The organism is Mesorhizobium sp. M1307 (assembly GCF_040318155.1).
Taxonomy (GTDB): domain Bacteria; phylum Pseudomonadota; class Alphaproteobacteria; order Rhizobiales; family Rhizobiaceae; genus Mesorhizobium.
On sequence record NZ_JAMYLR010000076.1, the window covers coordinates 1 to 14,731 of the forward strand.

9 protein-coding genes are annotated in these 14,731 nt (G+C 54.9%); 3 read left to right on the plus strand and 6 right to left on the minus strand.

Annotation, left to right across the window (positions count from 1 at the left end):
• Nucleotides 1–234: 234 nt before the first annotated feature.
• The 6 genes from NKH16_RS33885 to NKH16_RS33910 all read right to left on the minus strand — a co-directional run bounded on the left by NKH16_RS33885 (nt 235) and on the right by NKH16_RS33910 (nt 9,248).
• Nucleotides 235–1,440 (minus strand): TadE/TadG family type IV pilus assembly protein, encoded by a 1,206-nt coding sequence (locus NKH16_RS33885; protein WP_352747396.1) that lies wholly within the window; start codon nt 1,438–1,440, stop codon nt 235–237.
• Nucleotides 1,441–1,572: 132 nt separating this feature from the next.
• Nucleotides 1,573–2,217 carry an alpha/beta fold hydrolase gene (locus NKH16_RS33890; RefSeq protein ID WP_352747397.1) on the minus strand — a complete coding sequence of 215 codons (645 nt, stop codon included), beginning with the start codon at nt 2,215–2,217 and terminating at the stop codon, nt 1,573–1,575.
• A gap of 427 nt (nt 2,218–2,644) precedes the next feature.
• Nucleotides 2,645–4,897 (minus strand): CapA family protein, encoded by a 2,253-nt coding sequence (locus NKH16_RS33895; protein ID WP_352747400.1) that lies wholly within the window; start codon nt 4,895–4,897, stop codon nt 2,645–2,647.
• A gap of 77 nt (nt 4,898–4,974) precedes the next feature.
• A complete protein-coding gene (locus NKH16_RS33900) occupies nt 4,975–6,432 on the minus strand; it encodes a Mur ligase family protein (protein ID WP_352747403.1) in 1,458 nt (485 codons plus the stop codon).
• Nucleotides 6,433–6,508: 76 nt separating this feature from the next.
• The gene (locus NKH16_RS33905) at nt 6,509–6,991 is read right to left on the minus strand and encodes a hypothetical protein (RefSeq protein WP_352747405.1); all 483 of its coding nucleotides are present in this window, start codon (nt 6,989–6,991) and stop codon (nt 6,509–6,511) included.
• A 46-nt stretch (nt 6,992–7,037) separates the two neighbouring features.
• Entirely contained in the window at nt 7,038–9,248 is a 2,211-nt protein-coding gene (locus NKH16_RS33910; protein ID WP_352747408.1) for an ATP-grasp domain-containing protein, read from the minus strand.
• A 614-nt stretch (nt 9,249–9,862) separates the two neighbouring features.
• On the opposite strand from NKH16_RS33910, the gene NKH16_RS33915 reads away from it, so the two are divergent.
• The 3 genes from NKH16_RS33915 (at nt 9,863) to NKH16_RS33925 (ending at nt 14,418) form a co-directional block, all read left to right on the plus strand.
• On the plus strand, nt 9,863–11,389 hold the full coding sequence (locus NKH16_RS33915) for a hypothetical protein (RefSeq protein ID WP_352747411.1): 1,527 nt from the start codon (nt 9,863–9,865) through the stop codon (nt 11,387–11,389).
• 105 nt (nt 11,390–11,494) lie between these two features.
• On the plus strand, nt 11,495–13,090 hold the full coding sequence (locus NKH16_RS33920; RefSeq protein ID WP_352747413.1) for an ATP-binding cassette domain-containing protein: 1,596 nt from the start codon (nt 11,495–11,497) through the stop codon (nt 13,088–13,090).
• Nucleotides 13,087–14,418, plus strand: coding sequence for an HlyD family type I secretion periplasmic adaptor subunit (locus tag NKH16_RS33925; RefSeq protein ID WP_352747414.1), 1,332 nt, complete (start codon nt 13,087–13,089; stop codon nt 14,416–14,418). The genes NKH16_RS33920 and NKH16_RS33925 overlap by 4 nt, the downstream gene beginning before the upstream one ends.
• Nucleotides 14,419–14,731 lie beyond the last annotated feature (313 nt).

Genomic DNA, 14,731 nt, shown 5'->3' on the forward strand with positions numbered 1-14,731 from the left:
TCACCACCGTGCCATGGCCGCTCGCCCCTCAGAGCAAGCCCCGTTCTCTCTCCAAAACTTTTTGCAGAACCTTCAGCACACTATCGCCAACCGAAGAGCTGCGCACAGTCATGCCCGCTCGGTCATTTCGGCCATGCATATAACGGCAGCCGCCGGGAATGGTTGGTTGGTCCGAGCCCAATGCAGCAACAACAAAGATATAGCCCTGTGCCGAGCACTGACATCAGTATTGCTTCAGCGAAGGAGCACTATTCCTAAGTCTCCAAGGCCTTTCGGCGGAGTCGCACCATACCAGTCCAGGGCCACACTCGAGTTGCCACCATAGAAAAATTGCCAGGCAACAATCCAACCTGAATTGGCAGTCGACTTCAGGTCTTTTGTCCCTCTCATCCGAAAACGATGGTGGGGCAGGTAGATAGCCCCTTCAATTAAGTAGTTTTTGTTTCCGGATAACGAGACCGTTGGCACAGAGGGCGTAACTGTGCGTGACCCGAAGATAGCGATGCCAGCGTAAATGCCGCTCGTGGGAGCCGAAATCCTTATGCCCCCTGGGCCAGCTGCCTGAATAATGCTTGACCCGGAGTCGACGAATATCGTGACTTCGTCGCCCGAGAGATTCATATAGCTGCCAATGCTCACTGTTGCGTTTTGAAGATAGTGAACTCCGGGAGAAAGTACGACATTTCCATTGAGGTCGATGTTTCCACAGAACACCCGGCCGGCCGGAATGGTAACATCGGAAAGCATCTGATTGCTGTAATCACAACCGTTCGGAGGAACGGGCTCTGGTATATTGACAAGCGGGTCGGCGAGCAGAGGTTGGTTGGTTTTCGGGACGATGGTGTAACCGCCGCCTTGGTAATTGCCCACTACAGAGATTTCCCTGGCGATGAACTTTCCGGTTCCATCGTGCCTCAGCGCCCTTGGACTGGAGGAATTCACTTGGATACCGCAATTTGGCACCGAAAGGCCCCCGGAACCCATTACCGTCAGCGCTCCATTTGAGGCAGGATCGAGGACATAGAAGCAATAATCTGGCGCGGCTTTTCGGGCCGTTGCCGCCACGTGAAGGTTAATACTCCGAATTCCAGCAAGACTCATGAAAGCGGTTGGCATTCCAGCTGAGATTTCAACCGCCGCCTCTCGCGTCCCAGCAGTAGGAGTGGTGATGCTCACCCCAACGACAGCGCCGGTCACGAAGGAGCCATTGGCCAGCGCCCAATTCTTCGCGGCGTGGACGGCTTCTTCGTTTCCTCCATCGCTCTCGACAGCAGCAAGAGCCGCCGAATCGGCCATCTCCTGCAGCTTGGATTTCCAGGAAGCGGCATTGGTAAAGTCTATGCTGAGGCCCAAGGCCAAGCTTAGTGGCACAGCCAGCAAGGCGGTCGTTACGGCAAAGGTCCCCCGCTGGTTGAGCACCAGATCTTTCAGCTTCCGCATGGAAAATGCCCTCTTCTGGAGAACACTCAAGATCGAAGATAATTTGGATTATTCTCGACCAGAGCCCGATTTGCCGAGCGACGGATTGAAAAAATTAACTATCAGAGGAACCTGATCCCAGCTGCTGTTTTCTCATTTAAGACCAAAGGCTTGCTCAGCCTGATCGGACCGCAACATGTCACTTGCCGAATGTCCGACACCAGGCAAAATCAGCAGGCGCCAGTTTAATGGCCACCCATTAGCCGTCGCGACAGCTTGCGCCAGCTCAAATGTGAACTCACCCCTTTCCAAGCGTGTCGCTCCCTGACGCATAGCAGCGGCGCTTTCGCTCAAATTCTCATCACCTGTATCGTCCTCTCCGAGGTAGATCGTCATTGGCAGCGCTAGATAAGCCTTTAATTGCTGCGTTACTTCTGTGGAACTGTATAAGCATTGCGGCCCGTTGGACGAAGGCGCACAGCCGAACCCGTAGGCAGCGGCCTCTGCCAGCGACGGCAGCACATAAGTGGACGGATTGGCGACCACCAGTCTATTCCCATCAGCAAGAGAGTATGCCGCCACGCGGGATATGAATTGCCCTCCCGCCGAGTGTCCAAACAGATAATAGGGGGCTGCCGGTAAGCCCTCCCGCACTCTCGCCCAGCTCACGAGGCCCTTTACATATCCAACCGTCCATTGATCCTTCGGCTGAATCACGCTGTAGTGAATGACCCCACCCCGCTGGTACTTCCAGCTAGGGAAGCGCTCCTCATCGAATAGCGGCGAAAAGACGATCATACAGTTTCGATCCGCAAGAGGTTGCGCATAGTCTCTATAAGATGAAGCAGTCCGACCCACCCCATGAAAAACGAAGAGGATCGATGGGTTGCTGCAGTACTTGGGGTGATAGGTGTATACCGTCAACTTCGTCCCATTGACGGTTGCTGAGGTCGAACCCTTGCCGACTTTCCAGGCAAGGGCCAAGCCTGAATGCATCAAGCCACAGCCCAGGATGGCTGCGACTAACAGACGGATTAAGAATCGCACCTGTCGCTCCTATGGACAATCAGCCACGAGTGGATAGCGTATTAGTGGCAGCTAAACAAAACAAAAACGACCAATTGGTAAAGACTTCGTTTCAGCATATCTGGCCCCAGGCAAAATCCCCGAAAGCGCCGTGAGAATCGAGGCCCCTGAGCTAAACATGGACGCGCGTCCATTGACCTCAGCACGCGGGAATAGATAATCTAAGGCATCTGTCTTGGACGGTTGCGGCTATATCGGCGAGTCCAGGCGACAGCGCGAGCAACCGGTCGATTGTCGCGCGGCCAGCCGCTCCGCCCATCACTTTTGGTTGGTAATCAACGCGAGGATCCCGATTTTGAACGTAGGTAGGATAAATATCCAAATCTATTTTTTTTATGCCAAAGCGAAAGCATGGCAGGATACATTCACCCTTGCTGTTTCCAGATCCAAAAGCGAGATTTCCAACGCTGTATAATATCGGCCGGCCTTTATAGATTTCGACCGGCTGGAGGATGTGCGGATGATGGCCTATGACTGCATCAGCTCCCAGGTCGATAAACCGCCGTGCTTTCATGCGGTCTTCCTCGGTAGGTTGGCGCTGGTACGGTATACCCCAATGCACCATCACGGCGATCCGATCGACCAGCGGACGCAGTCGTGCGAGGTCCCGCTCGACGAACTCGGGTAGGTCTTGTGCGGAGCCAGGCATGTCGCCCCGGGCCGCGGTTCGACGGTTCCAGTAGTATCCGAGAAGTCCGATCCGGATATCCACGCCATCAAAAATCGCTGGATCGTGCGCGGTATCCTGGTTCCGGCCACCGCCGTACGGTTTGATGGAGTGTCGCTCCAAAGTGTCGAGCGTCTCAAGGACGCCACCTCGACCGCAATCCTGAATGTGATTGTTCGCGATGGTCATCGCGGCGAACCCAGCACGGCGCAAGACAAAGGCTGACTTGGGATCGACCTTGTATGAGTAGTTCCGAGTGGTCTCTGCTTTCTCGGAGTTAGAGGAGAACGGCCCTTCAAGATTTCCTGTTATCAAGGCGCAGCGCCGGAAGATCGGCTGGACCCAGGCGAAAGGATAGTCGGGGCCGAATTTCCGGATACGATGCCGCATCCGCATTCCCGTCATGACGTCTCCGACCGCTACCAGATTGTAAGGGGCGCTGGCGGACGAGGAGAGGAACAGTTCAAGTTGGTCGGGGTCTATCAGATCGGTGTCGTCCGGAATTATGACCTCTGCAAATGTTTCGCGAATTCTTGCTACGTGGCGCTGGACGTCTTCGGACTCACTCAACCGATAAGGAAGTGGCGGAACCGAAGGTTGCAGTGCATCAAAACTAAAGCCTACCCCACGCCTCTGAAATACATTGCGGATCAGCGTTTCGTAGCGGCTGCGGAATCTCGTTCGGTCCACATGAAGCAAACAAGAGGCAAAATTCTCGGGAGACGACCTGATGGCGCGAGTTCGAGCCCGGGAGGGGGCGTACGGACTGTCAGAAAGTCGACCCATCGCCAAAAGGGCAGCGATAACTAATGAAGTGCAGGTACGCTCGTCTCCGGGAAAGGCCTTGTGCAAATCCCACATTGCCCCCGCCATGACCCGCGCGACCAGCGCCTCCGCTGCCGGCATGGCGGCATCGTCCAAGTGGGAATCATTGGCAAGAGTATCAGAGGGTACGAACTCTGCATCGTGGCGGAGATGCCAGCACCATATGTGGGGCGTCGAGAGCATCGAGGCCGCCAGGTACGTGCTCAGGGCGTACTCAAGCGCGCCCGGCCTGCTGAAACTGGTGCACGGCGCATGCAGCCGATCAGCTTGGATGTCAGCGGTGTGGCGCAGCACGTGAAGTGCGAATGCCTGATATATGAAACTGGCATTGTGGGATGGGCCACAGAGATAAGCGCCGCCTGAAATTCGTGGCAGCCACCCTTCCGTGGTGACGGAAAGCCCCGGCCCAAACAGCAATTCCCCACAAACCGGAATCGAAAAACGGTCGAGATTTTCCATTCTTGCGGGATATCGGTACTTGGCTCCCTTGACGGGCCCCCAGCCGGCGGCATCCTTCTGCGCAGCCCGGCCGTCTCTCTTCGGCTGGTACGCATTGATGACCGCCCTGACCTTCGGCAAGGGGTTCTCCCCAAGTGAACGAAGCACCTCGTTCATGCGCTGAGCCATCAACGAGATGTGATAGTAGACGTTGACCTGACCGAAGCGTCCGGCAGCATCATAACCTTCCTGTCCACCAAGAATTCCGCCCCCAAAAGGGTTGAAAACATAGTTGCCGTGTTCGTCCGGCAGAGTTTCGCTCTTCCGGCCAGTTGACCAGCGCATCTCTGCCACTGGCAATCCGGCCGGGGAACCATTGCCAATCACATCCACGTACCGCCCGAGCAGGCCTCCTGGCCCTGCGGCGTTTGCGTCTAGAAAGGGTAGTTCAACCTTGCTCAAATGGACCCGCCCGCCAGTAAGGTCCGAATCGCAACGCTCCCAGACGTAGACAGAGCCAATGGCCATACCTGCACCGCCTACTGCAGGGGCCACAATCTGTCTCGAATAACCTGAGACAGTTCGCGTATTCGGGTTCCCCTATGCGACCCTTTTAGAAAAATTAGGGTGTTATCGACAAGCGACGAACGTATAAGCGAAACTACGTGCACGGGGTCGCTCGACTCGACTGCATTCACGCCATAACATCTCAAGGCATCCGCAAGCTGCTCTAATCCATTGTCGAACAAGACTACTGAAAATGGCGAAAGGCGCCAGATTTCTTCGGCTAGTGTATCGTAGACAGTGATCTCCATACCCTCTATATGAACAATCTTACCAACTATTATCACGATCCTCGACACACAATGCTTGTTCATTTGCACATGATCTAATGCACTCCGGAATGATACCAGCGTAGCATTGTGGGAGTCGTCGAGAAAAGAAACGCGCATTTGTTCAATCGTCGTCGTGTGCGACTCCATCTTCCGACGCGCCATTTTCAAGTGGGATATGCCCTCGACCAACTCACTGAAAGGTAAACCAAAATCCGAAGCGCACTGCGCAGCCAGTGATAAGTTACTTAGTTGACCCGATCCGACGACTGACACATCGGCTTCATCGGATTTAGAGCCGCAAGATATACTAATGAGGCTCGAAGCAACACCAGAACGAAGCAAATTTATTGCGATTGCTCCTGCGTTCAGCTGGCCGATTATTGTCAATTGCCTGCCATCGGCCGCTGCATCGAGAATTTCGTGGCATTGGATTTCGAATGGACGATATGCACGACCGTCATCTGGTAGGGCTGAAAATAATTTTGATTTCACCGCCGCAACACTTTCAGCAGTCGGTGTTCGCGACGTAAGGTTTACCCCAATAGAAGTTATGATGGCGTCATGATGCCTAACCATTTCTACAGCAGAGCGACCGCGCATGCCTAAAATCGCTCCTCCACTGACCTCAATCACTGCAAATTCGTCCTCGGACGACAGGTTGGCCAAATTGAACGCAATTCCTTCAACAGTATTCCAGTTTCCGACAGACGCGTAAGTAGGTCCTTTTATATTTAGAAGTGCTCCAAGAAAATCTTTCGTCGAGCTTTTTCCAGCAGTACCTGTGATTGCAACAATTCTACCGGAGAAGCTAGCTCGTCGGTGCTCGGCCATTGCAAACAAGGATTCGTACGTGGATTCTACGACCAAGACCGGCAAATCGGTCTTGGTCGTAGGTACCTCAGACGTCACGATCAGGAGACCTGGTACAGAACCAAATCTAAGGATTAGCTCATCTATATTCGAACGGTGCTGCCCAGACCCATCAATACTTTTGGTGGGCCACCCACGACCCACCACGTGCAATAGAACGGCACGTTCCTGAACATAACGGACAGGAAAGGTCACCCTCGTGTACACTGATCCGAGGCTTGGCTCGATGTGCCATCTTCCCCCCGTTACCCGGATGATCTCTTCTGCGCTCCAGACAGATCGATCGTTCATCCAGGCCTCACAAATCCTTATGATCTACGTGCCCCGAATTCGCGTCGGGGACAGATTAATGCGCTGCGACTTGGGTCTACTGACCCCTCGCCAGCCGCTCTTTTCTTCTTGTTTTCCCGTTTGCTGCGCTTCCGGCCATCGCCGTTAGCTCACCGTTGTCCGACGAATTGTGGACGTCACTTGATTCACCAAGCTCTTCCCGAGCGTTGTCCAGCGCCTTCGCCAGAGATCCCTCCCTGATCAGCTTCAGTTCTTCCGCCGCCATCTTCGATTTTGACAAAGGCCATTTGTCGAGGGAGGCGGCGCGCACGAAGCCGTAAGCCGATGGCATACGGACCATCAGCCAGCCTAGCTTCAACAATTCCTCCGTGAAGCCTTTCACGAACGCTGCCCCGCCGACACGCCGTCCAGTTAGGCGCCTGAATGTCTTGTACGACATTCTTGAACGGGTTCGCGGCTGTCCCGCTTTGTTTGTGGTGCGTTTCAAGGTCAAAGCAACCAGTGTCGCCGCATCATTTAGCGAAACAATCGGTGTGGCAGTTGGCGAAACAGTATCCATAACTTTACTCTCCTTTGTTTCAGCAGAATCGATAAACTCATTACTGCTATCGAACGTCGTTCGTCTCAGGCCGAACCGAAGGAACCGGGGGCACTTCATCGAACCAGCCATCCTTTTTTGCCAAATACGACATTACCATTGCGTGCATGGCAGCCCTTATTTGCGGTGGCCGCGACTGAGACATAGATGCGACGGGTTCCGCGGCTAGCTCACCAGATCTCGACACAAGCGCCATTTTGGTGCCCGATCCGTCAGTGCTCCATCTCAAAGTTAGAACCAAACCACCACTCTGTAGGTGCCGACGTAGGTCGGTATCAATATCAGGCTCGGAACTGACCAATATTAGCCGCGTAGTCGGCAAGGTCGACAGCGCACGGCGGGGCCATTCATCTTCGCTGTTGACAATGAAATAACCCTGGTTGCCGCACTGCAACACCCGCTGAGCGAGATCTTCGAGAACTGTACCATTATCTGCATCCGTTCGAGTCATCGAGACCGCACGGCAGGCACCCAGACAAAGACCGCTCGCCCAAAGTCTGTCTGGAGAGGCTGCATAAACCAGGGCTTCCAGGAACGGGTCTCTGGCCAGCATTTGCGGGGTTGTCCGCCGGCCAAATTCCTGGGGTACAGTGTTGATGTAAGCGCCTCTTTTCGACAAGAGACCAACTCTTCGCCCTTCCGCCTGGAACCGATGATCGATTGCTGTCGCCACCGCACCAGTGTGTCGATCGCCAATGACGAGTACGGTGGCGATTTCCGATGAGCCCGGCTCATTGTACATATTGGCCAGGATTATCTCACTCACATCTCTCGAGATCCCCGCTCGCGGCCAAAGATGAAACTCGATCCCCGGCCGTGCATTTACCTCGATGACAGTGCACCCGACCTCTTTGTAAGATCTTGCAATGTCGGGCATGATGAGGTCTATCCCGGCAATACTGAGGCCGATGACCTTGGCGATGCGCTCGCACAGTTGCTTGTTATCCGGATGAACGGAGCTTGTAACATCGACCGGGATGCCTCCACGGGCGAGGTGACCGGTAGGCCGGAGAACCAAAGGCTGCCCGGAAATTGGGACGGACTCCGGCGTAAGACGATGCAAGGCTAGATGCCGCAGCAGCTCATCGTCAATTTCTACAGGAGAAAGACGTCTCCCGTCCCTGTCCGGTTCTCGATTCAAATCATCGATCAGGTCGAGTATCGTTTTTTCACCGTCGCCAATGACTTGGGAGGGGCAACACATGACCGCTGCCACGAGATGAGAGTCAACGACTGTCGCTCGAAATTCCGGGCCGGCGATGAACTGCTCAACCAAGACGCCATACCGCTCTGAGTGAGGTATGTCGTGCGCTATGTCGAATGCAGCCTCAACTGCACGGCGTCCCCGCAGTTTAACCGAAACTCCCCGCCCCTGATTTCCCTGAGCCGGTTTGACCACCACGGTCTTGCCCAGCTGTTTGGCGGCAGCGACGGCCTCAGATTTGGTGCGAACGGTAATTTGACGGGGTACTGGGATCCCCGCTTGCGCCAAAAGTCTATTGCCCAGCCTTTTGTCCAAGGCCACTTTCGCCGACGCAAACGATGTAGAACCCGATATTGTTGAGAACAGCTGCTTCTGGTGCTTGCCTTGGCCAAGGCGAAGGTGGTTACGGGCAACGAACTCGAACGGGATGCGATTTCTCTTAGCTGCAGCTACCAGCACAGCGGTCGAATTTGAAAGACGCCGTTTCTTTGCCCTTTCCAGGTTTAGCTCCCGCGCCTGAGCGTATTTCGGTGCCCCGTCCTCGCCTTGCGCCGCCTCACCAACCGCTTCAACGACAGCCGAAGCAGCCGCGCGCGACATCTGCGGGTCATCCGACTCCCAAACGATCGCAAGATGGCTTTCGGACGGATCGCCTACTAGCGACGCCATCGGCGAAAACGAATAAAAATTCATCGCGCGGCGAAGCTCAAGATCAGCGGACAGGATTGCATCGGCGATGTACTGAGGGACCAAAGCGTCTTGTGCACAACCGGGGAACATTTCGGACAGCGCTGAGCGAGCCGGCGCAGTAAAATCGGAGATGCGAGAACCCGCTGGCCGCCCGACATTCAGGGTTAATTTGACCACCGTGTTCGTGCTATGCACATTCAGTCCCGATAGCACTTTAAAACTGGTAATCTCGATTTTTCCCAACTCTTCAGATAGGTTGACCATAACCCCACTTTTGACCCCCGGATGTTCACGCCCCGCCTGCTTTTCGGCCGTCTCCCACAATACAGACTTCCTGACCACGCTTCCGCTGCAGCCACTTCAAATGCATCTCGAAACGGGCACCGCATCGATGGGCATGAGCGGCTTCGGCAAGACCCGATGTGAAGGGGCGAAGATGTGGCGCATTCCACCACATTTAAGCACGCTTTATATCTGATCCCCCGCGTTCAGTCGGCCTAAACGCTATGGCCGCAGCATCCGGAAGTCGCGTTCTTATTCTCCCGCCGGCCTGATCCGGACAATGCAGCTGGATGGTATGTGGCCTCGCGGGGAGATGTCGTCATGCATTCGAATGGCAGAGATCCAGACATTATAGTGTTAATAGCCGTTGCAAGACGTCAGCTTGGGTATGTATTTTATGCATCTAATGCTAGTTATCTAATCATATTGGTTATCTAACACTAGTTATCTAATCATATTGCTTATTTAATAATCGATTGCAAGCGGAGATAAGCATAAAAATGATTTAAGCTTATAACATCGAACAGAAAAAAGACTTTTAAATGCCATCCAAGTATAAGCTGGGGGGGGGGGTCATGTCCGTTTCAAGAATTAAGCGCGGGCGCCTGAAGAGAGCTAAACGCGCGTTCGCTACCCGCCGGGTCGCGGCATCTCACATGCGGACACTCGTCACCGGGCCCATACAGCCCGTCGCTGGCGATCTTGTTTTGGCGCGCGTTGATGAACTCGGCAATCACAGCAGACTGGAGCTCATCTGCGGGCGAAAAGCGATCATGTTTCGCGGAGATGAGATAATCCTCTGTTATGGAAACAGGTATGCTCCTGACCAGTTCGAGGCCGTAATAGGCCCCGATCTGGGGCCGTGCGACTTGGTAGCGGGGGGAGGCATCGCGGCATGTGAGCTTTCCAGGCATGCTCGCATGCTGGCGCCAACCAAGATCACCCCTCTCGGCCTGATTGGCGACAAGTTCGGTCGCCGGCTAAACGTGTGGGATTACAAGGTCAGCTCCGACGATTTGCCCCCTTCCCTGCCGATTGTTCTGTCGCTTGGGACGTCAATGAACGCCGGCAAGACATTGACGGCAACGTCATTGGTCCGAGGGTTCAAAAAGGCGGGACTGAAGGTCGCGGCACTGAAAATTACTGGAACCGGCTCGGGTGGCGACACCTGGATTGTACGTGATGCCGGAGCCGACATTGTTCTTGATTTCACAGATGCAGGATTTGCAACGACGTATTTAGCCCCTGTAGAATTGATCGAAAAGGGCGCGTTCCGCCTACTGAACCATGCCGCTGAAAATGGATGTGATGTCGCCGTTATTGAGATCGCCGACGGGCTGCAGCAGAAGGAAACTTCCGAGCTAATTCTGGCTGAATCATTTCGTAGCATGGCTCTTGGCGCCATTTTCGCTTCTTATGACGCGATGGGCGCAAAGTATGGAGTTGATACCCTCCGCGCTGCTGGCCACAAGGTACTTGCAATTAGCGGCAGGATCGGCCGATCGCCGCTGGGAGTGAGGGAGGCTGAGGAAGCCACAGGCCTGCATGTCTATTCCCCATGGGAGCTCCAGGATGGGGCGCTCAGCCCCGTTCTAAAGGCCCGCGCTTCTGAAAAATTAGCTAACGGGCAGGGTAATAACCCATATCTTCGGCGTATTGCTGACTCCCCAAATCCAATGGTAGCCCTCGGCCAGGGTCGAGCCCATTCTTCCCAGCTGCGACTTGATTTTCTGGGGAAACTCGCGCACGAACTGGTTCAGGCAGAGTTGGGAGAAACACCTGGTCCGAGGCCCGGCGGCGACAGCAGGGCGACATGGCCCAGTCCCTTTGGGAGCGTCTCCGTCACTCTGCCCGAGATGCTATCGCCTGGCTCGAACCCCTTATTTATGTCGATTCAGGCGCCGGCTGAATTGATCGAAGCGGCAGTGCTGGCAAAAACCCGTAGGGCCCTCAAGTCATCTCTGGGCAGCCTGGTCCAAGCCCTCGGGTGCCCTCCTCTGTCCGCCACCCGAATGGATAATCTCGTGAGCGGAGCTTGGTCGATGTTGCAGGCAGTTGATCAGCAAAATGTTCATGCAGGGCCTGCGTTCAGCCCTCATGACGATTTGGACGAGATGATCATGAATTTCTCAGGGATTTTCAACGAGGGTGCCGACCAGCATGCCCCGCTTGGGCGGGCGTGAAAGACGGTGGCCTTGGTGAGAACACGCGGCCCGCGGTACAGTGCGCCCCTCAGCGAAATGTGGCGAAGATCGGTTCCTGGGTTTGCCGCCATAGTAGTTTTCGGTGTGTTTATCAATGCACTCCGATTTGCTGGTCCGCTTTATCTCATACAAATATTCGACCGAGTCATTTCCAGCCGCAGCGTAGAAACCTTGGTCGTTCTGACCTTGGCTGCCTTGCTCGCGCTGGTAGCTGGCGCTGCGCTGGAAACTATCCGCCGGCGTATGCTTTCCCGATGGGGCATCTGGATCGAGCACCAGTTGACCAGCCAATCCGTGAAGGCCGGATTGACTGCAGGCGCCGCCAATCCGCCTATCTTGACCAGTATCGAAAAGGTCTCCAGCTTCGTCGAGCGAGGGCTATCCGCCTGGCTCGACGTGTTCTGGGCCCCCGTTTTTCTGTCGTGCGTATACCTTATCCATCCGATTCTCGGCCTGATCGCGTTGGCAGGCATGGTCTTGCTGATCTGCATAAGTCTGCTCAAGGAAAAGCTCACACGAGAACCCCGCCAAGCCGAACGTGATGCTGCCAAGCAAGCGAAAGATGTGTTGGTCTCCGCGGAGAGGCACAAAGACGTGGTCGGCGCCTTCGCAATGGCAGACGCGATCGTTGGTCGGTGGGGCAGGAACAGAGTGGACGGCTTCTTGCAACGGGATCGGCTTAACGCCAGAGGATCGAGCCTTGATTCGGTGATCCGGGCGCTTAACCGCGGGTTGTCCATAGTCCTGCTGGCATCGGGCGTCTGGCTGTTCCTGAACGACGGGGCATCGCTCGGTGGGCTGTTTGCAGCACGGCTTATTGCTAGATTCGCTTATAGAATGGTGGAAAAGGCGGCTCGGGAGTTCAGAAGTCTAAGGGAAGCGCGCGAAGCATACTTCAAAATTAAGGCGGAACTTGTCAAACCATCGGACATAGAGCCGCCATTGCTTCCTGGAACGTCGCAAGGCTCGTTGGTCCTCGATGAAGTCACGTTCAGGCATGCTGGATCGAGGGGTGATGTATTCAGGAAACTGTCGCTTGCCCTCGCGCCGGGAGAATTGCTGTTGGTCATCGGGCGCGCAGCAACGGGCAAGACAACGCTTTCCCGTCTTCTGCTAGGTCTGCTCAAGCCACGCACCGGTCAAATCCGCTTGGGGGACATGAACATCACCCGGCTTCCTGACTATGTGAGAGCTGAGGTAATTGGCTACTTGCCTCAGCACGTTGAACTTTTCGAGGGAACCGTCGCGGAAAATATTGCGCGGTTTCAACAAAGTTCTATCGACGACGTAGTTTCCGCAGCAAAAATTGCTGGGATACACGAGGTTATTATTCGTTTGGGTCAGGGCTATGAGACTCTGCTTGACGACTCGGTCGGGCTATCCGGCAGCGAGCGAAAGCGAGTAGCTCTTGCCAGGGCACTGTTTCGCGCGCCGAGGCTTATTGTCCTGGACGAGCCCTTCGCCAATTTGGACAGTTCCTCCAGAAAGACGCTCGAAGCGACGGTTAGACTTATGAAGGCGTCGGGATGTTCAGTAATTGTCACCATGTCCGGACATTCCAAGCGTCTTGCGGGGCTAGTAGACAGGTCACTGATTCTAGGAGGTCGATCGCCTGAGCCCATCGAGGGTTCCGTTCGTCCCGTTCGCTTCGGGAAAACTGAATTGCGGAGCGTTAAGTGATAGGTCCGCTCGCCCTTGGCACCAAACACCCCGGCACCCAGCAAGCCGAAGATCCGCCGCCGTTTGGTAGGCGTTTAGTAATCTCTGGCTTCGCGATAGTCGCTGCCTTCTCGACCGCGACCGGCATGTGGCTTGTCGCGGCACCCATCCAGGGTGCGGTCGTGGCTACCGGGATAGTAAATGTCGCGTCTAGCGTAAAGACGGTTCAGCACCTCGAAGGCGGCATCATATCAGAGATATTGGCTCAAGAAGGAGATCGCGTGTCGCCAGGCCAGGTGTTGATACGATTGCAAAACACCGCTTCGACGGCCGCTGCAAATGAAATCAAGGCGCAGTGGTACGAGGCGAAGGCTACCGAAGCGCGCTTGGTCGCGGAAAGAGATGGAAAGGACACGATCGAAATTCCGCCTGAATTGAAAGTGTCCGGCAAATTGGCAGCGGATGCTGTTTCCGGGCAGGAGAGTGTCTTTCGGACACGTCAAAACCTCTTCAGAGAGCAGCTCTCCCTGCTGCAGCAAGCAACCGGAAGCATGGCGAAGGAGATAGAGGGCTTTGAAGGACAAGTCGTAGCGGCTACTCGGAAACTGGCGCTAATCGAGGAGCAATTGGGCGATGTCCGCAGCCTATATGAAAGGAAGTTGGTGATCAGGACACGCCTTGTAGATTTGGAAAGAGAAAAGGCAGACGTGGGAGGTGCCCTAAGCGGGTATGTAGCATCGATCGGCGCGACCCAGCAAAAGATGGAGGAGACGAAATTCAAGATCGCCGAACTTAACGCCTCGACGACGGCCGATATTGTCGAGGCACTCGGAGAAACACGCGCCAAAATATACGAATACGAGCAGCGAATGGCCGCTGCTGATGACGTGGCGACGCGTACCGAGATACGCGCTCCTATCGGAGGCACCATAGTGGGACTTAAGGTCCACACGAATGGGGGGGTCGTAGCGGCCGGAGAGCCGCTAATGGACATCGTCCCTCAAGAGGACAACTTCGTTGTTGTCGCGAACGTTGACCCCCTCGACGTCGATCAGGTGAAAGTAGGGCTGCACGCGACTGTTTGGCTGAGCGCTGTGAGCAGACGTTACCAGCAACCGATGAGCGGTGACGTTCGCACTCTTTCAGCTGACCGACTAATTGACCCTCGGACCGGTCAAGCTTTCTATTCAGTTCGAATTGTTCTGAGACCGGAGTCTTTGAAAGCAGCGCCTGTGGCATTGCAAGCTGGGATGAGCACGCAGGTCATGATCGAAACTGGAGCGAGGTCAGCATGGGAGTATCTCAGCGCTCCTGTCTACGCCGCTATGGGTCGCGCTCTTCGTGAATAATGAGAACGAGCAATAAAAAAAGAATTTTTAGCTCAAGTTAAAGTATAATTTTGGCGAATATAATGTCTTATTCCAGAATTCGCGGGACCAAAAGAGAGCTAAACGTGAATTCTCTACCCGCCGGGTCGCGGCACTTCACATGCGCACACTTGTCACCGGACCCATACAGCCCGTCTCTGGCGATCTTGTTTTGGCGCGCGGAAACACCGCTTACGATTTTCCTTGCTATAGAGCGTCGGACGTTCAGTTTGAATCGCGAGGGATTCCAGTGAAGCGTGGTTCATGATTCACTTCCTGTAGGAGGTGATTTGCC